The organism is Nostoc sp. (assembly GCF_036917755.1).
Classification (GTDB): Bacteria; Cyanobacteriota; Cyanobacteriia; order Cyanobacteriales; family Nostocaceae; genus Nostoc.
Window position 1 is genome coordinate 1 of sequence record NZ_JBALFC010000129.1, and the last position, 25,503, is coordinate 25,503.

Annotated in this window: 16 protein-coding genes and 3 pseudogenes; 9 read left to right on the top strand and 10 right to left on the bottom strand. The window is 43.9% G+C overall.

What is annotated here, in order from left to right; all coding sequences use genetic code 11:
• Positions 1–371 precede the first annotated feature (371 nt).
• The 3 genes from V7L05_RS27890 to V7L05_RS27900 all read right to left on the bottom strand — a co-directional run bounded on the left by V7L05_RS27890 (position 372) and on the right by V7L05_RS27900 (position 3,772).
• Complete coding sequence (locus tag V7L05_RS27890) at positions 372–1,070, bottom strand: hypothetical protein (RefSeq protein WP_335168998.1); 699 nt, start codon at positions 1,068–1,070, stop codon at positions 372–374.
• A gap of 491 nt (positions 1,071–1,561) precedes the next feature.
• A complete protein-coding gene (locus V7L05_RS27895; protein WP_335168999.1) occupies positions 1,562–1,903 on the bottom strand; it encodes a beta/gamma crystallin-related protein in 342 nt (113 codons plus the stop codon).
• Positions 1,904–2,356: 453 nt separating this feature from the next.
• Positions 2,357–3,772 (bottom strand): cobyrinate a,c-diamide synthase, encoded by a 1,416-nt coding sequence (locus tag V7L05_RS27900; protein WP_335169000.1) that lies wholly within the window; start codon positions 3,770–3,772, stop codon positions 2,357–2,359.
• Positions 3,773–3,880: 108 nt separating this feature from the next.
• On the opposite strand from V7L05_RS27900, the gene V7L05_RS27905 reads away from it, so the two are divergent.
• Positions 3,881–4,516: a glutathione S-transferase family protein gene (locus tag V7L05_RS27905; RefSeq protein WP_442937082.1), complete on the top strand. Its 636-nt coding sequence runs from the start codon at positions 3,881–3,883 to the stop codon at positions 4,514–4,516.
• 471 nt (positions 4,517–4,987) lie between these two features.
• On the opposite strand, the gene opcA is transcribed toward V7L05_RS27905, so the two are convergent.
• The 5 genes from opcA to fbp all read right to left on the bottom strand — a co-directional run bounded on the left by opcA (position 4,988) and on the right by fbp (position 10,806).
• Positions 4,988–6,364, bottom strand: a complete 1,377-nt coding sequence (gene opcA, locus V7L05_RS27910) for a glucose-6-phosphate dehydrogenase assembly protein OpcA (protein ID WP_335169004.1) — start codon at positions 6,362–6,364, stop codon at positions 4,988–4,990.
• Positions 6,365–6,472: 108 nt separating this feature from the next.
• Positions 6,473–8,002 (bottom strand): glucose-6-phosphate dehydrogenase, encoded by a 1,530-nt coding sequence (gene zwf / locus V7L05_RS27915; protein ID WP_335169030.1) that lies wholly within the window; start codon positions 8,000–8,002, stop codon positions 6,473–6,475.
• Positions 7,995–8,135: a hypothetical protein gene (locus V7L05_RS27920; protein ID WP_335169006.1), complete on the bottom strand. Its 141-nt coding sequence runs from the start codon at positions 8,133–8,135 to the stop codon at positions 7,995–7,997. The genes zwf and V7L05_RS27920 overlap by 8 nt, the downstream gene beginning before the upstream one ends.
• Before the next feature lie 134 nt (positions 8,136–8,269).
• Entirely contained in the window at positions 8,270–9,415 is a 1,146-nt protein-coding gene (gene tal, locus V7L05_RS27925; RefSeq protein ID WP_335169008.1) for a transaldolase, read from the bottom strand.
• 341 nt (positions 9,416–9,756) lie between these two features.
• On the bottom strand, positions 9,757–10,806 hold the full coding sequence (gene fbp, locus V7L05_RS27930) for a class 1 fructose-bisphosphatase (protein WP_335169010.1): 1,050 nt from the start codon (positions 10,804–10,806) through the stop codon (positions 9,757–9,759).
• A 461-nt stretch (positions 10,807–11,267) separates the two neighbouring features.
• On the opposite strand from fbp, the gene V7L05_RS27935 reads away from it, so the two are divergent.
• From V7L05_RS27935 to V7L05_RS27970, 8 genes and pseudogenes are all read left to right on the top strand, one after another.
• On the top strand, positions 11,268–11,921 hold the full coding sequence (locus V7L05_RS27935; RefSeq protein WP_335169012.1) for a Uma2 family endonuclease: 654 nt from the start codon (positions 11,268–11,270) through the stop codon (positions 11,919–11,921).
• Positions 11,922–13,013: 1,092 nt separating this feature from the next.
• Positions 13,014–15,914: an S-layer family protein gene (locus tag V7L05_RS27940; RefSeq protein WP_335169014.1), complete on the top strand. Its 2,901-nt coding sequence runs from the start codon at positions 13,014–13,016 to the stop codon at positions 15,912–15,914.
• 257 nt (positions 15,915–16,171) lie between these two features.
• Complete coding sequence (locus V7L05_RS27945) at positions 16,172–16,387, top strand: hypothetical protein (RefSeq protein WP_335169016.1); 216 nt, start codon at positions 16,172–16,174, stop codon at positions 16,385–16,387.
• A 156-nt stretch (positions 16,388–16,543) separates the two neighbouring features.
• Complete coding sequence (locus V7L05_RS27950) at positions 16,544–16,999, top strand: hypothetical protein (protein ID WP_335169018.1); 456 nt, start codon at positions 16,544–16,546, stop codon at positions 16,997–16,999.
• Positions 17,000–17,158: 159 nt separating this feature from the next.
• Positions 17,159–17,426 (top strand): annotated as a pseudogene (locus V7L05_RS27955) (Uma2 family endonuclease); the annotation flags it as partial.
• A gap of 58 nt (positions 17,427–17,484) precedes the next feature.
• Positions 17,485–18,048, top strand: coding sequence for a hypothetical protein (locus V7L05_RS27960; protein ID WP_335169020.1), 564 nt, complete (start codon positions 17,485–17,487; stop codon positions 18,046–18,048).
• A gap of 172 nt (positions 18,049–18,220) precedes the next feature.
• On the top strand, positions 18,221–20,902 hold the full coding sequence (locus tag V7L05_RS27965; protein WP_335169021.1) for a two-partner secretion domain-containing protein: 2,682 nt from the start codon (positions 18,221–18,223) through the stop codon (positions 20,900–20,902).
• Between the two features lie 212 nt (positions 20,903–21,114).
• Positions 21,115–21,234 (top strand): annotated as a pseudogene (locus tag V7L05_RS27970) (Uma2 family endonuclease); the annotation flags it as partial.
• Positions 21,235–21,619: 385 nt separating this feature from the next.
• Here the strand turns inward: V7L05_RS27970 and V7L05_RS27975 are convergent.
• Together V7L05_RS27975 and V7L05_RS27980 are read right to left on the bottom strand one after the other, a co-directional pair.
• The gene (locus V7L05_RS27975; RefSeq protein ID WP_442937080.1) at positions 21,620–24,436 is read right to left on the bottom strand and encodes a CHAT domain-containing protein; all 2,817 of its coding nucleotides are present in this window, start codon (positions 24,434–24,436) and stop codon (positions 21,620–21,622) included.
• Between the two features lie 686 nt (positions 24,437–25,122).
• A pseudogene (locus tag V7L05_RS27980) lies at positions 25,123–25,467 on the bottom strand (aldo/keto reductase); the annotation flags it as partial.
• Positions 25,468–25,503 lie beyond the last annotated feature (36 nt).

Consider the following 25,503-nt stretch of genomic DNA (forward strand, 5'->3'; position numbering starts at 1 on the left):
CGCGGATACTTTAAGCCTGACAAGATAATATTTTTAATCTGTAATTCTATTTGATTTGCGTTCTCTCATATCGCTTTTAGTCTAAACTCCAGTTATTAGTAATCAAACCTTGTAAAACTGAGTGACGTGAAGTGTTTTGTCCCATAATTTTTACTCGGTAGTGTAATAGCTGCTTTTTTAAGTCAACACACTGACAGTTTTTAGCGTTTACGCTCACAATCCCCACCTCATCTGTGCAGTTCACCCTGATGGGTAGACGGTAACAGCAGTTATTATGGGTAAACCCACGCATGGATGTGGACTCTCAGTGCTAGAGACATCATTCGTGCTGGGCTTGCTTTAAAGGTGATCCCGCTTGGTTGCCTAGACAATTAAGAATGTTGTTGGCTGTTGGCATTGCACACTTCCGGCACCTTGAAAAAGTCTGTGGGGTAGCTGAATTTCTCTCTAGACTCGCCATAGTGATCGTAGAACTCGAAGGTTGCAATTTTCTTGAGAATAGGAGCAAATTCGGGGTACTTGTCGGAGCGATTGCAGAACCGAACGGGTATCTTCGTTCCGAAAATAACGCCTGTCCAGCAATCAGCAGCAAAACCGTTGATGGTGCTTGTGCCCTTGTAAACCATGTTGTTGGCTAACCACCAGTCGCGACTGAAGACATTAGGTAGTGGTAAGGGATTGAGGGTACAGGTGGTCACTCCGGTCTTCGGATCTTTTTGGATGAAGTACTCTTTGTCCGGGTCTGTACCATCAGATGGGTTGAGGTCATATACGTTGTAGATCAGAACCTCCTTGTCAATATAGTAGCCAAGTTCGCGATTGATGCCCTGCTTTATATCGAACTCATAGGTGGACACCAGTTGATTTCGGGGATTGCCGACCTCCTTAAACCTTCCCGAACCAAAGTATACCAAGGGAAAATTGGGAAACGCCTTTGCGGTTTGGTTTTTGAGAGCTTCGTCTGTAAAGGAACTCTGTGTACTCTTACCCTGACCAACGGCGGGGAGCGAAGTTGCTACCAAAGCACACAAAGCACAGATGACAACCCACTTAAAGATACCGTTTTTCATTTTTGAAACGACTACTGGATTGCTTCAAAATCAATCTTCATTTGAAGGCGATCGCCTGATTTTGATCTCTTTACATTTATTTAGAAAAAGAGTAGCTGGTAATTATCTCAGCTTCTGTGAAAAGGGGGTCTGTGTTCAATCAGACCTCCTATTTTCTTCTTTGAGTTCAACTATGAACCGAATGGCACTAAGAAAAGCCCAAAGGCTTGTGTCGCCTCGTTAAGAGCCTCCAGGCTGGGAATGTATTCAAGAAGCTCTGCCTCTGGTCAAGCTACTGGAGGCGGAGCCTCCCAGAATGGGTTCCCAGCGTAGAGGCTGGGAACCAGTCAGGGCAAGGGCTATATCTTATCTTAGTGCCATTCAACTATGAACCTATTACAATCGCTACAACAACGGGGATGATCGGTTTGGCTCGATGATTTTGAGCGAAGTTGGATTACCAGTGGTCAGTTGCAGCACCACATTGATAATGGTTTACGGGGTGCGCTACCTTATATACGCTGAACTGATGAGATCGAATCGTTAGGCAAGCCTATGTCAAAGAAAAGATTCGGATAATTTCCTACTCCTACCCGCCTAGACGTTCCCGTGAAATTCGCGCCTGTCCATAATAGCCATGTACCACGCTTAACTTTAGCTGAGGTAGTTAGGTCATTTGCGGTATCACCTACATTCCGGAGGCTTTTGTTTGTAGCCACTATCTTACCCCTAAATTTGTCGCCATTGTAAAGTTCTAAGTCCGCACCGCCTTGGATGACGGCTCCTTCTTCAGGAGTTAATTCTGTAAATAGTTGTTGAGCAGAATTACAAATTGCTTTGTCGGTGTTGGACATTGTTTTTCTCCTATTCAAGTATGAATTGTTCTGCAAGAATTTATCAAGCAGATAGTGCAAAGCACTTAATAACAATGTTAGACAAGCTACTTTGTTTGAAAAGTAAGCTGTATTAATAGGAATCCGGTTTGATTACTGAAAGGTTTCCAAAATATGAGCATTGTGGATAAAGCTTTTAGTCTTAGTATGCTTTCAAGAATCAAGTTGCATTCCTATATTTAATAGTCTAGGAAATAAAAATTTTAGGGACAATGCACATTTTGTGCTATGAACTTGCTGCAAAACTTGTTATTTTGAGTTGCTACCTATTACTCGGAGAATTATGCCCGTGTTTTACACAGGGCATTAGTTATTGTAATATTTCTTCACAAAACTAATGGCAAAGGTGCGTCACTACCAATTAATGAAATGCTCTACTAAGAGAACCTCTAGACGCGGTTACTTGGTACTAGCTTAAATCCACGTTCCTGAAGATGCTACTTTCAGACATTCTTTAAGAAACTGCTGAGGAATTTCTCCACTTTCTCCCCAATGTAGATGAACATAAGAAGCATGAACATTTGCGGGAAAACCCCATCCCTCGCATCCCATATTTTCCTCACAATCGTAGCGAGAAGTTTCAAATAAAGGCTGAGTGGGAGTTAAAGTTAAATGGGAACGATGAAACTCATGTCCGTAAACTGTTGTACCTGCCTTAACTAACAAATTATCTTGCAAAGCTACTGCACGACGATAGCCCAAAGTTAAACGCCCACCCATCACAGCAGATGTTGGTAAAACTCCCGCCATCGACCAAGATTTTCGCTCAAAATCGATAATTTGCTCACACAAATACATCAATCCTCCGCATTCGGCAATTGTCGGCATTCCTTTAAGTATTGCCGTTTTCACTGCATCACGAACGCGGGTATTTTCTGCTAGTTGCTGGGCAAAAACTTCTGGGAAACCACCGCCAAAATACATTCCCTGCACATCTTTTGGTATGCCAGCATCTTCTAAAGGACTCCAGAAAACCAGTTCTGCGCCAAGCTGTTGCAGCAAATCGAGATTATCTTGGTAGTAAAAATTAAAAGCGCGATCGCGGGCTACTGCAATCCTAACTGGGGATGAGGGATGAGGGGGATGAGGGGGATGAGGGGGATGAGGGAGTGGTTTTGATTTTAACAAAGGTAATAAGCGTTGCCAGTCGAAGCAAGTATCTCCTAAATCGGCGAGGCGATCAATTAAAGCGTTGAGTTGAGGAAGTTCTGCTGTGGGGACTAAACCCAAGTGGCGATCGGGAATTGTGATGTTATCTTGACGCCGCAGTACGCCGAGAATGGGTAATTGTAAGGGTTCTAGGGAATCTTTGAGGAGGGAGAGGTGGCGATCGCTTCCCACGCGATTTAATACTACCCCAGCTATTTTAATTCGGGGATCAAAAGACTGGTAGCCGTGAGCGATCGCAGCTACAGAACCAGATAAACGACTGCAATCAATCACCAACACCACAGGTAAATCTAAAAGCCGCGCGATATGTGCCGTACTCGCAAAATCAGTTAATTTTTGCTTTTCTTGCCCATGCCCCATGCCCGATTCCCCATGCCCAATTCCATCAAATAACCCCATTACTCCTTCCACTAGGGCATATTCACTCAATTGACTATGACGGGCAAAACATTGCTGAACGTAGGCTTCGGAAGTAAGTACTGGGTCTAAATTGCGACAGGCACGACCAGTTACGTGTTGATGAAACATCGGATCAATGTAGTCTGGGCCTACCTTAAAAGATTGCACCAGGCGATCGCGACGACGTAAAGATGCTAAAAGGGTCAGCGTGACTGTTGTCTTGCCCACTCCACTACGTTCCCCGGCAATGACTAAAGCCATAAATGAAACAAATAAGATTTTTATGCAGTAACTATTATAAGTATTAGTTAAAATTTGACTGTTAAAATGATTCGGTGTTTGACAACATCTGCAAAAGAGGAACGTTTTATGATCGTTGTTCATCATCTTAACAACTCGCGATCGCAGCGTGTGCTATGGCTGCTCGAAGAACTAGGTATCGAATACGAGATCAAATTCTATGAACGCGATCCAAAGACGATGCTGGCACCAGAGTCGCTGCGCCAAGTCCATCCGCTTGGGAAGTCACCAGTGATTACAGATGCAGACCTGACGATCGCTGAGTCGGGTGCCATTATCGAATACGTAGTTGATCGCTACGGTAATGGTCGGCTAGTTCCAGCATCCGGTACGCCGGAACATCTGCGCTATACGTATTGGCTACATTACGCCGAAGGCTCTGCAATGCTACCGCTAGTGATGCAGGTGGTATTGAACAATTTCGGGGCAGGTGACAGCAACGTAGTTAGCGGATTCGTCGCGCCCCAGATCAAACTTCACTTTGACTACATAGAAGGCGAACTCAGTAAAAGTACGTGGTTTGCGGGTGAGGAATTTACCGCCGCCGATATTCAAATGAGCTTTCCACTTGAACTAATCGCCATGCGAAGAGAAGAAGTCGAGAGTCGGCCAAAGCTCAAAGAATTTATCGAGCGTATTCATGCGCGACCTGCTTACAAACGTGCGCTTGAGCGTGGAGGCACATACGACGTATCTTTTCAATAATATCTGTAGTTGAGGAACGAAACCCAACATTTGATCCTTGTTCATGTTGGGTTTCACTCCCGTTCAAACGCCACTTTGCTCAAGTCGGGAAACCCACCCATACAAGTAGCTCCCCAACCTACATTGATAGATTTTATATTCTTTTTCACTAATACCAATTCTGTATGAAGATGCGCTAAACCATATTTAAGTACAAGAAAGAAAAACGAACCGCGTACTCCTGCGGAGGACAAGCTACGCGTTAGCGTCTCCCCTTGGGAGAAGGACGCGAAGGACAGAAAGAAAGAAAGAAAGAAAGAAAGAAAGAAAGAAAGAAAGAAGTTAAAAGGCTTTGGCGCAGCCTCACAAAGAAATGGTATAAGTTCAAAGCTTCTCTGGTGAAACCAAGGAAAATAGAAAAACCCTCCAGATTATTGAAATATCCAAAAATCTGAAGAGCTTGTGTGTAACTTTTATTCTTTTCAGGCGAAGCTAACTATTTGTTTCAAGTTTGAAAATATTCGCTGTCACTCCCAGGCTTTCTTCAAAAAGTGACTCGCGACCCCAACGTTGCACCTGCTGACTCAGCAATGCTTCCGCCTTTTGTTCCGAAAGTGAAGTCACTTGTTGAAACAAACCGGCGGATTGGGCACCACCGTGGGTTTCCATCCGCATACAACCACCAGTTTCCGAGCAGATTACTGTACCACAGTCTGCCTGCGGATTTGTCGAACTGAGGCGCAAGGCAATCAAGTCTCCCATAATCTCACCCACATCAGCAACCGGGACACCCGCTAACTCGGCTTCGACTTGTCGTTGATCTTGGGCAACGAAGGCAATGCGAGTGATGTCATAATCTCCGATTTCCTTTTGATAGGAAACTGGCAGCCATTCTAACCGACTTGCTAACCAGCCCAAAAATAGCAAAGCTTGGGCGGGGTTGCCTTTTTCGTAATCAATAGTTACTCGATCAACTTCTCTAAGCGCAGCGCGACGGTGGGGTGAGTCGTAGGCTTCAGCCGTCAACTCTTGCCATGCTGAGAGGCGACGCCAGTTCAAATCAGCCAAGGGAACACCACTTTCTACCAACTCTTGTAGGTGGAGTAAATCACTTTCTGGCTCGTTAAAGCGGCAAGAATCCACAATCACATTATTGCAGACTGCTGCCAGCCGCTTGAATAAACTGTTGTTTGGGTCTGGTGTTGCTTTCCACCAGAGAAACTTTGGTAAGCCGCCAATCAACAATGCTGGAATCATGCCGCCTATCCGTTCCAAGGCAGTAGCAGTTCCACTGAGAGTTATATATTCGCAGCAGATTAGTGTGCTTGACGATTGCTTTTGGATGGGGCAATAGGCAGAAACTTGAGCCTTAACTCCTTCATCTTCGCCAGCAATGGGAAACAACGCAATGATGCGGCAGGGGTTGCGGAGGGCGATTTCATCGGCAATTCTGGGGCTTAGGGTATTTAAGCTCGGAATACTACCAGAACCATTATCCCCCGTAGCCTCGTTTCCTTGACGTTTGGCGAATTCTTCTCTCAAGATAGCCAGGGTTTGAGGTGTTGCTATTCCAGTATCTGGCAGTGCATATTTTCTCTGCACTTGCCGCAGCGCAGCTTCCATCTGAGGCCCTAAAATTCCGTCAAGCGGGCCGTTGTAAAATCCCAAAGTGGCCAAAAGATACTGGGTTTCTTCCGGTTCGTAAACCACTAAGGTAAATGTCGTAGCACGAGTAGCAGCAGGAAGCCCACCGTCTTCGCCAGTAATGCCGTAGCTTTGCCAAATTTGACTCAGTTCCGCATCTAATTCGTCAAGCGAAATATCTTTTGGTGCCTGAAGTGAAAAAATTGTAGAAGCTTGGGGAGCCATAAGGAATTTTGGATTTTGGATTTTGGATTTTGGATTTTGTCATTCGTCATTTGTCATTTGTCATTTGTTTTTACTAGTGACTAATGACTAATGACTAATGACTAATATTTAGAGTCTGCGCCAGCGGCGGCCATCCTGGTTAATTAAGAATTCGGCTTCTGCTGGTTCCCAAGTACCGGCTTCGTATTGGGGAATAGTAGTTGCGTCGGCGGGTGCATCCCAAACGGAAAGGGCTGGATTTACTACCTGCCAAGCTGCTTCTACTTCGTCCGCCCGTGTGAACAATGTTTGATCGCCCATCATACAATCAAGGAATAGGCGATCGTAGGCATCGGATGTTGCTTGGATGCCAAAGGAACCATAACTAAAGTCCATGTCAACGGAACGGGTGCGGAATTCTGCCCCCGGCATTTTGACATCAAAACGTAAGGAAATTCCTTCATTCGGCTGAATCCGCATCGCCAAAATATTGGCGTTTACCTGTTGGGCGGCAGATTGGAACATCCGAGACGGAACTTCGCGGAAGTGAATCGAAATCTCACTGACTTTTTTCGGCATCCGCTTGCCGGTACGCAAGTAGAAAGGAACACCTTTCCAGCGCCAGTTGTCTACCAAAAACTTCATCGCTACGTAGGTGGGCGTGGTGGAGTTGGGATCAACGCCTGGTTCTGCCCGATATCCTGACACTGCTTGACCCTTCATCCAGCCAGCACTATACTGACCGCGTACTGCTGACCGTGATAGGTTGTGAACATCAGCTAACCGCGTAGCTTGGAGTGCCTTCACTTTTTCGGTGCGGATGCTGTCGGCATCCATTGCGTTGGGTGCTTCCATCGCTGTTAGGCAGTAAAGTTGCATGAGGTGATTTTGCAACATATCCCGCAGTGCGCCGGCACTTTCATAGTAACCAGCCCGGTCTTCCACTCCCACAGTTTCTGCCACGGTAATTTGTACGTGGTCAACAAATTGACGATTCCACAACGGCTCAAAAATCGCATTCGCAAAGCGAAACACCAGTAAATTCTGGACTGTTTCTTTACCCAAATAGTGGTCAATGCGGTAGACTTGGTTTTCTTTGCAAAATTTCTGTACCACTTGGTTAAGACTCTGGGCAGAAGCCAAGTCCCGACCAAAAGGTTTTTCAATTACTAGACGATGTTTGTAGGGATCTTCTAGCATCCCGATGCTTCCTAGCTGCTTAATGGCTTCGGGAAAGAATGAGGGGGCAACTGAGAGGTAAAACATCCGATTCCCTCGCGTACCCCGTTTTTCGTCTAATTCAGTCAATAAGGTTTTCAGTTTCTGGTAGCCTTCGGGGTTGTCTATATCCCCAGGACTGTAGAAGAGTCCTTGAGAGAAGTCTTGCCAGAGTTCCCCTAAATCGACGTCGGGATGCGCCTCTTCCATGCCTTTTTGCATCTGTTCACGGAAGTATTCGTGGGTCCACTCTCGACGTGCCACACCGACAATGGTAGTTTCTGGTGGAATACGCCGTTCTCGCCGCAATTTGTAAAGTGCTGGCACTAGTTTGCGCCAGGTGAGATCACCAGAAGCGCCAAAAATAACTATAATCTGGGGTTCGGGCATCCCTTGTTGTTGCAGACCAACGCGCAAGGGATTTTCTAGCAGACTAACCATAGGAATTTTGGATTTTGGATTTTGGATTTTGGATTTTGAGATTGGGTATTGGGCATTGGGCATGGGGCATTGGGCATGGGGGATGGGGCATTGGGCATTGGGCATTGGGCATTGGGCATTGGGCATTGGGCATTGGGAAAACACTTTCTTTATTCCCTTGTCTCCCTTATCTCCCTTATCTCCCTTATCTCCCTTATCTCCCTTATCTCCCTTATCTCCCTTATCTCCCTTGTCCCCCTTGTCTCCCTTGTCCCCAATACCCAGCCCCTACACTGGTGACAATACCTTGATCTTTTCTTCTAAAGAGTTCATCAAGGACTGGAAGGGTTGGATGAACTTGTCAATACCTTCAACTAACAGTTCATCCATTACGGCATCGAGATCGATGTTAATGTCGGGATCTTTGAGGTTTTCGATCAGCGTGTAAGCTTTGTCTACATCTGTTTCTAAGCGATCGCCTACGTTACAATGATCGGCACAAGCTTTAATTGTCGCTGGTGGTACGGTGTTGACGGTTTCACGGCCTATCAACTCTTCGATATACATCACGTCTCTGTAGTTGGGGTCTTTGGTGCTAGTGCTAGCCCAAAGTAGCCGTTGTACTGTCGCCCCTTCTGCTGCTAAAGCTTGCCAGCGCTCGCTTCTAATGATTTTCTTGTATTCTTGGTACGCAATCTTCGCGTTAGCGATCGCTATTTTCCCTTTAACAGCTCTGAGTTTTGCTTCCACGGCAATATCATCAACGCCTTTTTTCAACTTAGCATCAATTTTGGCATCAATGTTGCTATCGATCCGACTGAGGAAAAAACTAGCAACTGAAGCAATTTTACTGATGTCTTTACCCTCAGCCAGCCGTTTTTCTAAGCCTCGAATATAAGCCAGTGCTGTGTTGATGTAGCTTTCTACAGAAAACAGTAGCGTAATATTCACATTTATACCATCAGCGATCGCCTGTTCCACTGCTGGCAAACCAGATTCTGTACCAGGAATTTTAATCATCAAATTTTCCCGACCAATTTCTTGGAAATAGCGCCGGGCTTCGGCGATTGTTGCTTCAGTATCTTGGGCAATGGTTGGGGGTACTTCCATACTCACATAACCATCTAGTCTATTCGAGGCTTCATAAACAGGGCGTAAAATATCACAGGCATTACGGATATCTGCAAAAACTAGGGATTCGTAAATTTTGTATGTCGGTAAGCCAGCCCGAACTCCGGCTTCGATATCGGCATCATAAATGACATTACCAGCGATCGCTTTTTCAAAGATAGATGGGTTAGAGGTAATCCCAGATATACCTTGATTTTCAACCAGGTCTTTGAGTTCACCTGATTGAATAATGTCACGGGTCAAATTATCTATCCAGATACTTTGACCGTATTGCTTAATTTCTAGTAGATGATTGGTAGCCATAGCTCTAATTTGTTTCACTCCTGTATAATGATGTTTCCAAGTGAAGTCAGCAAAACCCATCAATATTTATTTGATGGTCACTTTTGAATTGTGGCGTTGCCAATCACTTATCGCATCGGCCAGCTGAGATAATCTTTAATACATCTTTAAGAAGTGCTATTCTCCATTTCCAATCCTAAATCACCATGATTAACTTTTAATTAATGCCATAGGCTAGACGCATCCTTGATGCTTTTGTCACCGTCTTCTAATGCAGTATGGCAAAAATAACTATCCAGTTGAAAAAGGTTAAAAAGCTTGTAAATAAAGCTTCAATTTCTTTTGTCTTCTACCTTGGGATACTAATGTCCGTTTTGAGTAAAAGACTCCACCTTTGCGACATCCTCTTTGCTACCAATAATTAAAGGCGTGCGCTGATGCAGTTTTTTTGGCACTACATCCAAGATATCCATCTGTCCTGTAGTAGCACGACCGCCTGCTTGCTCAATTAAAAAGGCCAGAGGAGCGGTTTCATAAAGCAAGCGCAATTTCCCTTCTGGGTTTTGAATTGTACCTGGGTAGAGAAAAACGCCGCCTTGTACTAAAATTCTATGGATGTCGCTCACCATTGCGCCGCTATAACGAGCGCTGTAGCCTTCGGTGCGATGAACGTAGCGGATGTATTCTCGAATCGATTCTTCCCACTGCCAGAAGTTACCTTCGTTGACGCTGTAAACAGACCCGTGGTTAGGAATCCGAATATTTTCTTCTGTGAGAATAAACTCTCCTAAGCTGGGATCAAGGACAAAGGAATGAACGCCCTTACCTATAGTATAAACCAGCATTGTGCAGGGGCCATACAAGATATATCCAGCAGCGAGTTGCTTACGTCCGTTGGTGAGGAGGTCAGTTGCTTTGCGATCGCTATCAGTTCCTTCTTGTTGGCGAATGGCGAAAATGGAACCTAAGCTGAGATTGTTATCAGTGTTGGATGAGCCATCAATTGGATCATACAGCAGAGTATAGCGCCCAATTGGGCAATTTTCCGGGATGTAGTAGGGATTGTCCATTTCCTCAGAAGCGAGGCGACAAACTAAGCCGCTTTGCTTAAACACCGAGATAAACACATCGTTGGCATAGACATCCATCTTTTTGACGGATTCTCCTTGCACATTAACTTCCCCAGTAAATCCGAGAACACCTTCCATTAAACCGGCGCGACTCATGCGACGAGCAACCAGTTTCCCGGCCAGGGCGATGCGATTCATCAGCGCACTTAAATCCTGTGCATCTGGCGAAAAACTCTGAAGTTGTTGTAAAACGTGACGCGATAAGGTTGTACAATCACGATCTAGAGATTTGTCTGTTGCCTCGTAGGTAGATAAGTCTAAAGATTCTGGCGCTTTAGTCATTTTTGTGTTATTTCCAGCCACTAGCTGTTAATTGGGTTTTAGTCGTGTATGGCAACTTATAGTAGTTGCTGCCTCTATCTTAGAAAGGTAATTTGAGAACTTAGATGCGACTTTAGATAAACTAAAGAAATGAATTTTTAGTGACTCCTGCGCCCAAAGCGCAGATACGTAGTTGCTTGTCGTGAACATTGCCAATATTGAGTCAATGTTTCCCCTAAATCAAGTGACTACAAAAAGTAATAAAGGCAACCAACCCACTAAGTATTATCTGTAGCCTGAGCTACCGTGAAGTTATGGTAAAACAGATTTAGATTTATCGTAAATCAAAGGGTTTAAGACCCCTACCTCTAAAGGTAGCGTCATTTTCAGTCGGGGTTTAAATCGCCGTCTGAAAATGTCTTTAATTTTGAATTTTGAATTTTGAATTTTGAATTGTTAATATTTGGGATTGAGAACTGCTTATGTTCAACTACAATCCATTAGAATGCCTACCTTCATCAGCAGAATTGCCAGATTCTGATGACATCCCTGTGGATAACGAACTGCAAATATTAATTCCCAACTTATTGTTAGCTATATTAGCTGCTATTTGGCAAGCCCGTGATGATTGGTTTTTTGGGATCAACATGGGAATTTATTATACAGCCGATAAAGCTGCTATTGTCCCCGATGGGTTTCTCAGTTTGGGTGTAGAACGTTTTGTTGGAGAAAATGGGCGTTCTAGTTATGTATTTTGGGAAGAAGATGGTATTTCTCCAATTTTATCGTTAGAAATTGTTTCCCAAACTTACAATTTTGAATACGAACAAAAGAAAGTAGATTATGCCAAATTAGACATTTTGTATTATGTCATTTATGCACTAACCCGCTTACGTCGTAAGCGTCAGCGTTTAGAAGTTTATCGGTTAGTTAATGGTGAATATATTTTACAACCAGGCGATAAAATCTGGATACCAGAAATTGGTTTAGGTATTGGACGTGAACGCGGAACCTACCAAGGAATCACGCGAGAATGGTTGTATTGGTATGACGAAAATGATAAGAGATACTCAACACCAGAAGAAGTAACAGTTAAGCAACAGCAACAACTAGAGCAAACACAACAACAGCTTTAGGAACTTTTAGCTAGATTACAACAGAAGGGAATCAACCCGAATAATCTGTAAGGTGGGGCTTTTGAAAGGATTTTTACCATCTGCGACAATCAGGCGATCGCACTTGAAGCGATGATTGGACTAATTTGTTAAAAGCTATTGATTTGTCATAATTTGCCTGTGCGCCAATTGTTGCACGTTATGGTTTGGAAAAATTGTGGTTTCAAGAATAAAGTGGCCGCTTTTAAATGATAAAATGTCCGCCAAAAGATTGCTGTAATGCTTATTATTACGTTGTGCAGGATCTAGAGCGATGCCTCCGGCGGGCAAAGCCAATCGCATTCAAATGCCTCAAACTCCCTTAAGTATGAAGTTCTGCCCTGCGGCCACTTTATGGTTAAAAAACGCCCACATTATCCTTTAAGTTACAAAGTGATTTGTAACCGTAAACCTGCTTTGCGCAGCAAACTTATATTGGAAGACTACAGGGAAGACAAGGAGGGTCAGGCAGAGGATTTACATCTGATTGCAAGTGGTTAATTATACTAATTACTTTGGTACACTTATCATTAAGGCTGACGCAAAGAAAAAGAAATGGTCTTCCACTTGGACTTCCTCCGACAATTTTTTCAACCTCTACACTGTGATGTTCTACTCAACAATTGATTCAATATTGGATTGGGAATGGAAAGCAAGGGAGGAAGAGGAGGGATAGGCAGAGGCTCCGCTGGAGAGATTACTGAAACTCGACTTAGAGAGGCTACTGGAGATCCACTTACAATTCCTCCGACAATTTTTTTAGGGACTACTGGAGACGCACTTACACTTAGTGTTCCTCCGACAATTTTTTCAGCCTCCACATCTGTGATGTCCTGCTCAACAATTGATTTAATATGGTCTAAATCCAGGATTTTTATTTTCAAGGAATGATGCATTGTAATCACCTAATTGATTGTTTTTCCTTAGAGGTAAAATCACCTCTATTTAATAACCCAAGTTGCAGCAGAAATTTTTCTGCCAATTATCCCATTTCTTCACAAAAGTTTATAATTTGTGCTGTCCAAACAGCACAAAAAGTCACACTTATTTCTGTTGTTAAGGGAAATTCATCAAATGACTGAAAACTTGCGCACTTCCTGCTGGCTTTTAAGGCTAATGATTTCTTTAGCTATTAGTAGTGCATACCTGAATGCTGGGGATTGCACCTTTGCTCAAATTACGCCTGATAGCACTTTACCCACTAATTCCACTGTCAAATTAGAGGGGAATACCAGAATTATTGAAGGAGGAACTCAAGCTGGAAGTAATCTTTTCCACAGTTTTGAGCAGTTTTCTGTACCCACTGGCAGTCAGGCTGACTTCAACAACGCTTTATATATTCAAAATATCATCAGCCGCGTCACGGGTGGTTCTGCTTCTTTTATTAACGGTCTGATTAAAGCCAATGGCTCTGCTAACTTGTTTTTTCTCAATCCCAATGGAATTATTTTTGGGCCTAATGCCCAATTGGAGATCAATGGTTCTTTCATCGCAACTACAGCAAACCGTCTCAAATTTGCAGATGGCGCTCTGTTTAGCACCTTTCCTCCCCAAAGCACACCTCTGCTAACGATAAGTGTTCCCATTGGCTTGCAATTTCAGGGAGCAGCAGGAGGTATTCGTGTAGAAGGATCTGATCTCAAAGTGCAACCTAGTAAAACTTTAGCACTTGTGGGTGGTGATGTGATCTTGCAGGGAGGTGAACGAGCAGCTTTAGAACCACGACAACCGAATTTGACAGTTCCAGGAGGACGGATTGAGCTAGGTAGTGTCGCTGGTGTTGGAGAAGTGAGCTTGAACCAGAAAGATAACGATTGGGTATTGGGGTACGCCTCTGTCAAGAATTTTGGCGATATTCGGCTGGAAGACAAAGCGTATGTTGATGTTAGCGGTGCTGGCGGTGGTGATGTTCAGATTCAGAGCAATAATTTGGCTTTAACTCAAGGCTCATTGATTTTTGCCGACACACAAGGTACAGAGGCTGGTGGACAAGTGCTTGTGCATACAACAAAGGCGGTGACTCTCACTGAGGGTTCGCAGATTACAGCCGATGTTTATCCAGAAGCGACTGGAACCGGGGGAGACGTGACGATTGAAACTGGACAGTTGAGTATTCAGGGGGATGAGTCAAGGATAAGAGCTGGCACCAATTTGTTGAGCAAAGGACGGGGGGGAGATCTTACCGTTCGCGCCTCGGAGTTTGTGGAACTAGCAGGAACAAAAAGCGGCTTGTTTACTGAAACTCAAGGTGCTGAAGATGCTGGAAACTTGACAATTACCACTCGACGGTTAAGTTCTCAAAATGGAGCGCGAGTATCAACTTCTACTAAAGGCGAGGGACAGGGGGGAAATTTGACTGTAACCGCCAGCGATTCCGTGGAAGTTATTGGTGTTGGTAGCGGCTTGTTTACTGAAACTCAAGGTGCTAAAGATGCTGGAAACTTGACAATTGATACTAGACATTTGATTGTCCAAGATGGATCACAAGTATTAACTTATACTTCAGGCAAGGGGCAGGGGGGAAATTTATTTGTGGCTGCTAGCGATTTGGTGGAATTACAAGGAACAGGAATATCAATAGATGGGCAGGAATTCCCTAGTTTTTTATCTACTCAAACAACAAATGTTGGAGATGCTGGTAATTTGACGATTAACACTAGGCAGTTAATTGTGGAAAATGGCGCACAAATATCAACTGCTTCTATTGGTCAAGGAAAAGGTGGAGAGATAGAAGTTAATGCAACTGAAGCTGTTAATGTTTTTGGAGTTGGCATTAATAGAACGGCAAGTGGATTATTTTCACGTACCAATCAAGGGGGACAGGGGGGAAATATGATTATTAATACCAATGCTTTTCGGGTAGCAGACAATGGGGTTCTAGATGCCCGCACTTTAGGTGAGGGAAATGCTGGTAATATCACGGTGAACGCGGATACTTTGGAAGCGGTTAATGGTGGACAAATCCTTGCTAATGCTTTTAAAGGCAGCAGTGGGTTTGCAGGTAATATCACAGTTAATGCTACTGATAGGGTGACTATATCTGGCAGTGCTCCCTTCAAACGGCGTGTCCGAATTCGTGGGAGTCTTGTTGAGGATGAGTCTCTTAACAGTGGCTTGTTTGTTCGCTCTCAAGGGTCAGGGAGGGCAGGCAACCTTCAGGTAGGATCTCCTTTCATTCGCTTAGACAATCAAGGGGAAATCACTGCTGAAACTGCATCCGGTAATGGGGGTGATATTACACTCCACGACCTAGATTTATTGTTACTAAGCGGCAACAGCCAGATATCTGCTACCGCAGGCACTAATCTACAGGGTGGAGATGGCGGTAATATCACCATCAGTGCCCCTGACGGCTTCATCGTCGCCAAACCAAATGAATACAGCGACATCACCGCCAATGCGTACACTGGTAAAGGGGGAACAGTCACAATCAACGCTACTAAGATTTTTGGAATTGCGTCACTAACTAGCGAAGACCTTAAAAGGTTGCGCCCTAATGATTCAGACCCGGGTAAACTTCAGACAAATGATATTACGGCAATTTCTCAAATAAGTCCTAATTTAAGCGGTATTGTAAAAATTAACACCGTCGATGTTGACCCCTATCGAGGATTATTAATAAACTTACCAGCCGTACCACTTGATACTCAAGTGTCGCAAGTCTGTCAAGCACGCAGAACACAAAATCAAACCAGTTTTACGATCACTGGACGTGGCGGTTTACCCCGCAATCCCTATGACCTTCTTTCTCCTAATGCAGTTCTGGTAGATTGGGTAACTCTCGACCCAAAGGGTGAAAACCACGTTAGTACAGATGTTTCTAATCAGGCAACTAGCCCGACACCAGCGCCGATTGTGGAAGCGCAAGGGTGGGTGAGAAATGCAAAAAGAGAGATTGTACTAACGGCTGATGCGCCCACAACCACGCTTCATAGTTCGTGGCAGAAACCAGCTAATTGCCGTAGTGATTTTTAGATTTTAGATTGCGGACTGGCTAGTTGCTCTGTTACTATTCTTGAAAATAATCGTTTTTGGCTTTTCCCTCCCTCTTGTCAACTCAGGATCTGCCACAAACCAGAAATCTTCGTGGGAACGACTGAAAACCCGAACATTAGGTGAAGGGGCTATGAGTAACCAACGTAGTTTACCGCCGTAGGCATCGCTATCAGCGATATAGCCAATTTCCCTTAGTTAATGGTGAATATATTTTACAACCAGGCGATAAAATCTGGATGCCAGAAATTGGTTTAGGGATTGGACGTGAACGGGGAACCTACCAAATAATCACGCGAGAATGGTTGTATTGGTATGACGAAAATGGTAATAGATACTCAACACCAGAAGAAGTAACAATTGAGCAACAGCAACAATTAGAGCAAACTCAACAACAACTTCAGGAACTTTTAACTAGATTACAACAAAAGGGAATCAACCCAAATAATCTCTAATTGACCGAATTTTAGATTAAACCTATAGGACTCCTATTTGATTCTTGAACAAATTAAGTACTAATCGAAAAGGCTTATTCCCTACTCCCCACTCCCTATTCCCTACTCCCAGCCTACGCAAGTCAGTTCAATAATCAAAGCGGATTACTATAGATTTTGCAGAAACAAAAAACAAAAAAAGCCTTCAATAATAATATCGTTGGCTTTTTTGTTTATATGCTTAAACAAATTGTTCAATCCTTATCAATCGTAACCTCGCTATTTTCTTCTGCGTTTGCATCTATTCCCCAATATGATTTTCCTGACAATAGTTACATATCCAAAGAAGAACTGATAAACCAGTTAGTTATAGTTACTACCGTCAGACATCCATTTGTTGTCATCTCTAAACGGCTTGTAAAATGGTCTGAATATGCCGGAGACAAAGACAAATTTGTTTCTCCTAATCGCTGGATCTGGGAGGTAACAATCGTGGGATGTAAGCCATCGCAAAATCAAACAAGGAAATATTATTATCTGGCGTTTGATGCTGAATCGAAAAGACTGATAACCCAATCTTCGGTTAAAGAATACAAGCAGTTTGTTGCGGTGCAAACCGACTGTGGTAAGTAGGTAGGCACGAATTAACCTAACTATATAACAAAATGTAAAATATTTTTTACTGTATCGATCTCCATATATTAACGCTCTTTAATCACTCTGGTCAAAGAGCGTTACCTGAAGTTATGGGAAAATAGGTTTAGATTTATCATTTGGGATTGAGAACTGCTTATGTTCAACTACAATCCATTAGAATGCCTACCTTCATCAGCAGAATTACCAGATTCTGATGACATTCCTGTGGATAACGAACTGCAAATATTAATTCCTAACTTATTGTTAGCTATATTAGCTGCTATTTTGACAAGCCCGTGATGATTGGTTTTTTGGGATCAACATGGGAATTTATTATACAGCCGATAAACCTGCCATTGTCCCCTCAGTGTTAATGCTGGAGGTTGGTATTAGGAAATTTGTGAATGCTGGGGAGAGCGATCGCCTTGTTTTGTTTCTTAACCAAGCTGATCTTTGGTGCTAATTGCTAGTTAAGATCAACAGTGGGAACACTAATTTATCCGAGAGTAACGGGCATGGAGACTATTGAAGGCACCTCTGGAAACGACTATCTAACTGGTGGGACTCAAGGAAACTATCAAATATACGGCTATGAAGGCAATGACACTCTAATAGGTGGGTCGGGTGACGACTACTTAGTTGGAGGAGATGGTAATGACATTCTCACTGGTGGTACTGGTAGAGATACCTTTGTCCTGAATTACTCAGGTGGCGGTATTGATACAATTACAGACTTCTCATCTGACGACGATGTTCTTAAAATTACTACCCCTACTATTGACTCCTCTGAATATGTTATAGGTACACCATCATCTCTGACCAATTATGAACTGCCTGAAGATGCTGCTATTGACTCTACTAAGTTTACAACTAGTTCACTAACGCTTGGATTGAGTAACGCTAGCAAACCTTCTGATATTTTTACATATAACGCAAATACGGGTGCTCTATTTTATAGGAATCAGCAGCTAGCCTGGCTACCTCTTAACCTTGACTGGAATAATACTCTTCTAGTGCCTGCGTCGAGGATTCATAATGTCGAGTAATGAATCAAATGAATCAAAATTCTAACTCCCCAGCAGGGTTTCCTAGTAGAGTTGGAGGGAGCCAAACTCCCCTTCTACCGTGTATGCACAAGCGAGGGGTTCGCGCTTTGATTACGGAATTGGTGTTCTAGCTAGCGATGAAATAACTTTGGTGGTTAAGGAGATAAGTTGAGTGAGTTTAAGAAGTTGGTTTGATCGCGTTTGTCACTTAGGGTTGTCAGGTCTGCTGATTATAGTGGGTGCGATTGGAACACAAGGAGGCGATCGCACATCCGCTCAGGTGACTCCTGATCCCTCTGTGGGAACTAAAGTCAGGACAATCGACGACACTACCTTGGAGATTACAGGAGGTACAACCGTTGGCAATACAAATTTATTCCATAGTTTCAGCAACTTTAGTGTTAAAAGCAAGGAGATAGTAGATTTCCATAACGCCTCTAACATCAACAATATTTTGGTGCGAGTTACAGGGCGAAATCCCTCTGACATCCAGGGAACACTTCAAGCTCAAGGTAATGCTAATCTCTTTTTAATAAATCCCAACGGCATCATATTTGGAGGAAATGCCCAATTAAATATTCTCGGTTCATTTATCGGCACAACAGCTAGTGCGATCCAGTTTCCGGGTGGTGGAGAATTTTCTATGACTTCACCCGTCAATCCGCTTAACCCCTTGTTGAGAGTGAATCCTTCTGCATTTCTATTCAATCAAATTCTATCTCAGCCTATTAAGCCGATTCAAGTCAATGAAGCACTTCTATTCGTTCCTGAGAGTCAAAGTTTAGTGCTATTGGGAGGCGATGTGAATTTAGAAGGAGCGATACTGTACGCTCCAGATGGTCGAGTCGAATTAGGAGGATTGGCAGGAGTAGGAACGGTAAAATTGAACATTGATAACAACAATTTCCGCTTAAGTTTTCCTGATAGTGTAGCGCGAGCAGATGTATCTCTTACCAATCTAGCTACAGTAACTGCTAGTGGTGAAGGCGGTGGTGGTATTCAGGTACAAGGCAAGCGCGTTACACTCGCTGATGGTTCAGAGATTACGGTTAATACTTTAGTCTCAAAATCGGGAGGAACATTAGTGGTGAACGCATCGGAGTCAGTAGAACTCTTGGGAGGAAGCCGTCTGTTGACTGGGACAACAAACTCTGGAACTGCTGGAGAATTAAGGATTGAAACTGGGCGGTTGATCGTTCAAGATGGCTCGCAGGTTTCAGCTTCCACTTTTTTACAATCTACTGCACAGGGAGGAGCGTTGTCTGTAACTGCGGACTCTATCCAACTCATCGGAACCTCGCCAGACAATAAACCCAGTGGCTTGTTTACTGTAACACAAGGCACTGGCTCTGCCGGAGAATTGAAGATTGAAACTGGGCAATTAATTGTTCAAGATGGAGCGCAAGTTATAGCTTCCACTCTTACTCAGGGAGGGGGAGGAAAATTGTCCGTGAGCGCGGACTCTATCCAACTCATTGGAAGCTCACCACAAGGTGCGACTAGTGGCTTGTTTAATGTAACACAAGGCTCTGGATCTGCCGGAGAATTGAAGATTGAAACTGGACAGTTGATTGTTCGGGATGGGGCGCAAGTAGTTGCTCACGCATTGGGAGTGGGCAACACAGGCAGTATAGTTATAGATGCGGATGTAATTGCGCTTGATGCTGCCAAAAGCGGTGTATTCAGCACCCTAGGTTCTACAACCGCGCCAATCATTAAAGTCATTATTGATGACTTTGGGCTTCCTAAAGTCATAAGTGAGCCTCGCAAACAAACTATCAATCCAAACGCTCAAGGTAATAGTGGAAACATAGATATTACATCTGGGTTACTCAGTATCACTAATGGCGCTCGACTGACCGCTAGCACTTTTGGCAGAGGAAACGCAGGTAGTATTAATCTTAATACCCAAAATGCAGTATTCAGTGGTACTGATATTAGCGGTTTATCAAGTGGTGTTTTTAGTGCAGTGGAAAAAGGTGCAGTGGGAAATGCCGGAACCATTAAAATTACCACAAATGAACTAACACTCAAGGGTGGCGGTCAATTAGTTGCCAGCAGTTTTGGAGAAGGAAATGCAGGTACTGTAACAATTGAAGCCAGCGATAAATTTTTAGTAAATGGATCTAATAGCAATGGCTCACCCACGGGTGTATTTGCAGAATCCAGAACAGGTCGGGGTGGAGATATTGGGCTACAGATAAAAAATTTACTGATGTTACGTCATCAGGGTTTAATCTCTGCCACTAGTGGTGTTGCTGGCAGTAATGGAGTTGACGGCAATATAAACATTGGCACTAAATTTTTAGTTGCTGTCCCTTCAGAGAATAGTGATATTATTGCAACTGGCTTCGGACGCAGCCCCGGTAGTAATATTCAAGTCAATGCACAAAAAATTTTTGGCACCCAATTTCGGCAACAATTAACTTCAGAAAGTGACATTGTTGCAACTGGACAGGTCACATTAAACACGCCCGATATCGACCCTAACAGTGGCTTGCTAGAGTTGCCAACAATACCAGTTGTCACCAAGATAACACAAGGCTGCTATAGTGCAGGTTACGCCCAAAACCGATTTGTGATCAGTGGACGTGGCGGTTTACCCCGCAATCCCTATGACCTTCTTTCTCCTAATGCAGTTCTGGTAGATTGGGTAACTCTCGACCCAAAGGGTGAAAACCACGTTAGTACAGATGTTTCTAATCAGGCAACTAGCCCGACACCAGCGCCGATTGTGGAAGCGCAAGGGTGGGTGAGAAATGCAAAAAGAGAGATTGTACTAACGGCTGATGCGCCCACAACCACGCTTCATAGTTCGTGGCAGAAACCAGCTAATTGCCGTAGTGATTTTTAGATTTTAGATTGCGGACTGGGTAGCTGCTCTGTTACTATTCTTGAAAATAATCGTTTTTGGCTTTTCCCTCCCTCTTGTCAACTCAGGATCTGCCACAAACCAGAAATCTTTGTGGGAACGACTGAAAACCTGAACATTAGGTGAAGGGGCTATGAGTAACCAACGTAGTTTACCGCCGTAGGCATCGCTATCAGGGATATAGCCAATTTCCCTTAGTTAATGGTGAATATATTTTACAACCAGGCGATAAAATCTGGATGCCGGAAATTGGTTTAGGGATTGGACGTGAACGGGGAACTTACCAAATAATCACGCGAGAATGGTTGTATTGGTTAGGACTTACGCATTCACAGGAAAAACTAAATATGTAGTATGGATTTCAGCCATTAAACCTAGATTTTTCGACACTTTTTAGGCGATGCCTAGGTTGGGCTGCGCCTACGAGAAATCTATATGTATCAGGGTTTTCGTGAATTTGTATAAGGAGACGAAAGATAAAGCTTATAGCTTTTCCTAATCAAATGCGGTACATCATAGCCCCCTCTCGAAGAGCGGGGAGGGGGTTAGGGGTGGGGTTCAGTACCTCACTCAACTGAGAACCGCTATATTCTTTATCGAGGTGAGGTTAAGTTGTATCTGATTCTTATTAGGAAACGCTATATTTGTACGCAAACGTAAAACCATGAATTTCTCTAGCGATCGCCCCCAGTCTCCAAATTACAACCAATTGCCAATCAACACATAGGCAGACCAAAAACTTGGTGCTTTGTAATTAGGATGTTTTAGCAATTGTAGCTGGGCACGGTGGACAGCCTCGGCTTTGGTGATTTTGCCACTCTTGAGTTCTCGATAGAAGGCACTAACAAACATTGCCGTCGATTCATCATCAATCTGCCACAGGGAAGCGATAGTACTGCGTGCCCCAGCTCGTACAGCTGCTCCTGCTAGACCGAGTGTTGCACGACTGTCTCCTGTTGCTGTCTGGCAAGCACTCAAAACCAGCAATTCTACTATGGTTTTACCCTGACTGCGGAAGAGAGTATCAAAATCCTTGACATTTATCTCACCATCGAAATCCAAAATAAAAGTGTCTTCCAGGCGGGAACTAAACTGACCGTGGGTTGCTAAATGCACTATGTTGAATGAAGCAGCACTAATTTCACTCTCTAAATTCTTTTTCTTAAAATCTCCATCTATTAGGCTAGTTGTCGAGACTCCTGCTTTGATAATGCCCTCGAATTCAGATTTGATCGCTAGCAAGGGTGCAAAGTTGGAAAACCCTGGCGGTGGCTGAGTTAATCCGGCGGTTAGCGCTTTTAGCTGCTGTTGTACTAGCGGTTTGGGGTCGAGGAGTTGCAAACCGACGCTCAGAGCGATCGCATATTTCTCTACCAAATATTGCTTACCATCGTAGAGAGCTGCCATTGGTAAATTGCGTAACGCGCCATCCAGCACGAACACTAGCGTATCTACCCCACTTTTTTGCAATTGTGACTCAATGGGTTTGAGCAGCCAGTTGTAAACTTGGTGCGCCTGGGTTTGGACGGCTTTGGTAGCGGTGGGATTCACAAGATTTTTTCGCAGTTCTACTAAGAGTTTCTCTACTTCTGTGTGGGAAATCTGAGTAGTGTAGTTTTGCAGGGGCTGTTTGGGAATTTTGACAATTACCTGGAGTTGGTCAGGAAGAATAATCGGATAAAGGATGGCAGCCGTGGGATTATCTTGGTCTACGACTTGATCGAGGGCTACTCTTTGACCTTGTAGGCAAGCTTCCCGAAAGAAGTCATCCAATTCTGCTAGTTGGAGTGCTTCAATCCTCTGGCGGACTTTCTCCAATATTTTTTCCTCTGGTTTTCCTTCTTGGGATTTCAGCAATAACTCTACTGACTGTCGGTAGATGGGTTCTACGCTGTCTCGGAAGTTGAATTGCACATCCTGGTTGACTATATCTTTATTGACTACTAAATCTTTGCGAAGAGACTGAAGAGTTTCCACAGCACCATCATAGGCCGCGATCGCCCCATTAATATCTTTTTGTGCCGAGAGCAATCTACCTAACTGCCACTCCAAGATATAGCTAATTTCTGGTGCATTGCTGCTCTGTGCCAAAGCTAATCCTTTGCGGGTAAGGTCTTGCGCCTCTGACCACTGTCCGGTTTTTTCGTATAAGCCGCCTAAACTTTTCAGAGCATAGGCTTCTGCACGCTTGTCCCCTAAAGTCTGGGATTGCTGGATGGCGCTGGCAAGTAATAGTGCTGAGTGGGAAGCGGGGAGTTGGGAGTGGGGAGTTGAGAGTGGGGAGTGGGCTTGCCGTGAGCGTAGCCGAATGGGAGGGGGGAGTGGGGAGAAATAATTTTTACTGGATGCTTGGAATCCAGCGCTACTGACTTTTTCTATACTTTGTGCAAAGTTAACCTGAGCGTAAATACTAGCACGGCTGAGGGGAAGTTGGTCGAGTTGCGACTCAATCAACGGCAAGAGAGTTTGAACCTCTGGCCATTGTTGATCTTCAATGAGTAGACCCAGGTGATTCAGTTGCGCTTGGACTTTTGTCAGAGGTGAGGGAGATGCTGCGACTGTTTGTTGATAATAGGCGATCGCCTTTGCTTTGTCTTGTTGTTTACGGGCATTATTCCCCAGGCTGAACAGACTAGCGCCAATATCAGCGCTTGATTGCAGATTTCGAGCAATCCTCAGACTTTCTTCTAGCGCTTGCCGTGACTTTTCCAAATCGCCCAATACCAAAAGGGCATCACCGAGCGATCGTAAACTCACTGTTTTTTCGATCGAGTCTGGTTGAGATTTTAATGTCTGACTAACCTGATCGAGTGTTTTGACAGATCGAGGGTAAAATCCTTGGGTTCGCCATGCCTGTGCTTGATTGATTAGCGATCGCACCACGCCACTTTTATTATCTACTTCCTTGTAAATTTTTTCCGTCTGCTGCCAAGTTGCTAAAGCCGCCTCGGCCTTTCCCATTGTCAGTTGGAGACGACCTTGAATATCCAGTGATTGGGCAAATATTTGCAGATTTTGATTTCCATCCTGTCCTTTGAGCATATTTAAGCTCTCTGTAATTGCCTGCTGTGCCTGACTCCATGCACCGAGTTGCTGGTAAGCTAGGGAAAGATTACTCAGTGTCGCTGCCAGTCTCAGGGTCTTCCCTTGCTGCTTATATGCTTGGACAGCCTGTTGTAACACTTCTACAGCCTTAGCAAAGTTTCCGGTATTGTATAAAACTTTGCCCTGTTGTAGTAGTGAGGCGGGGTCAACGGCCAGAGTCAGCGACATCAGACTGTTAATTGGGAGTTGGGATGAGGAATTACTTGAGCCAGGAACTTTTGCCAGCACGGGTGAACCAAGGATGCATAACAAAGCGATTAGGAAGTACAAAGGCAAACGTAAAAACTGAGCCAGCGTGGTCTTCTCCCAACGCGAAGGCGCGTTTTGTAGAGAAGGGGAGCTACGCCCTGGCTGCTTTTGCCTTTGAACTTTTACAGAATTCGCGCCAAAAATCTTAGTTGTTTTAGTCATAAGCATGGCTTGAGGTAAGTGATAACCAAGAACGCACAGGATTAACTGTAGGTGTTTGTGCTACCAGGGTAATGTTACCATTGGCATCCCTTACCAGAGAGGGGGAAAGATTAAAGAAGTCGGAAGTCGGAAGTCGGAAGTCGGAAGTCGGAAGTCGGAAGTACAGTTCTGAATTCTGACTCCTGAATTCTGACTCCTGACTCCTGACTCCTGAATTCTGACTCCTGAATTCTGTTTTGATAAAATACCAAAAACCTGGTCAAGGTTGACCAGGTTTTATCGAGTTCACAGGTTTCAAATTGTTAAACTAATTAAGTAATTGAAAGTTAATAACTAGGGTGGACTAAACAACGAACAAACTCAGCATCATTGCGTTTTTCCGCTTTGGGATTTGGCTTTGCCTTCTACATTAGGCTTTTTACCACTTCTATATTTGATATGCTGAAATTTGCTTGGGTTGATGACAGGGGACACTAAGTCATTGACCCTTTTAGTTTGGTTTCCTTTTGTTTGGTGTCCTAATTATTTAATTTACTACTTAGTTTGTGAGTTGCAACCCTTGGTTTACTAAAGTTGACCTTTTGTTAGATTTTGCAATCTAGAACCAGAAGTTTGATCCCCAACTCTCTTTTTAAGAGAGCTGAAGGCATCTTAAAGAGATCAGCATGGCTAACTAAACAGCATTGTCACCAATTCCACATAATCTGACTGTTATCCAGATGGTCAGTGAAAATACGTGCAATGGCATAAATTTCTGCTAATTGGGCGGCTAATGCGTTGTCTAGTGCTTGTTCGCGATAACGCGCCCCGGCGATGTCTGACGACAAGCCGCTACGCGTCTACGCATTTGTTTGGGGTTGAGCAATTAACCACGCCAAAGCTAACTGAGCAAGGGTACAATTATGAAGAAGGGCTATGGGACGCAGTTGTTGTAGCGCTTGTTGAGCATATTCAAAGTTTTCGCCTTGAAACAGTTTATTTTTAGCACGATTATCTGTTGGGTCAAATTTATGACCGTGAGCAAATTTCCCTTTCTTAATTCACTTCCTTGGATAGGTGCATACTTT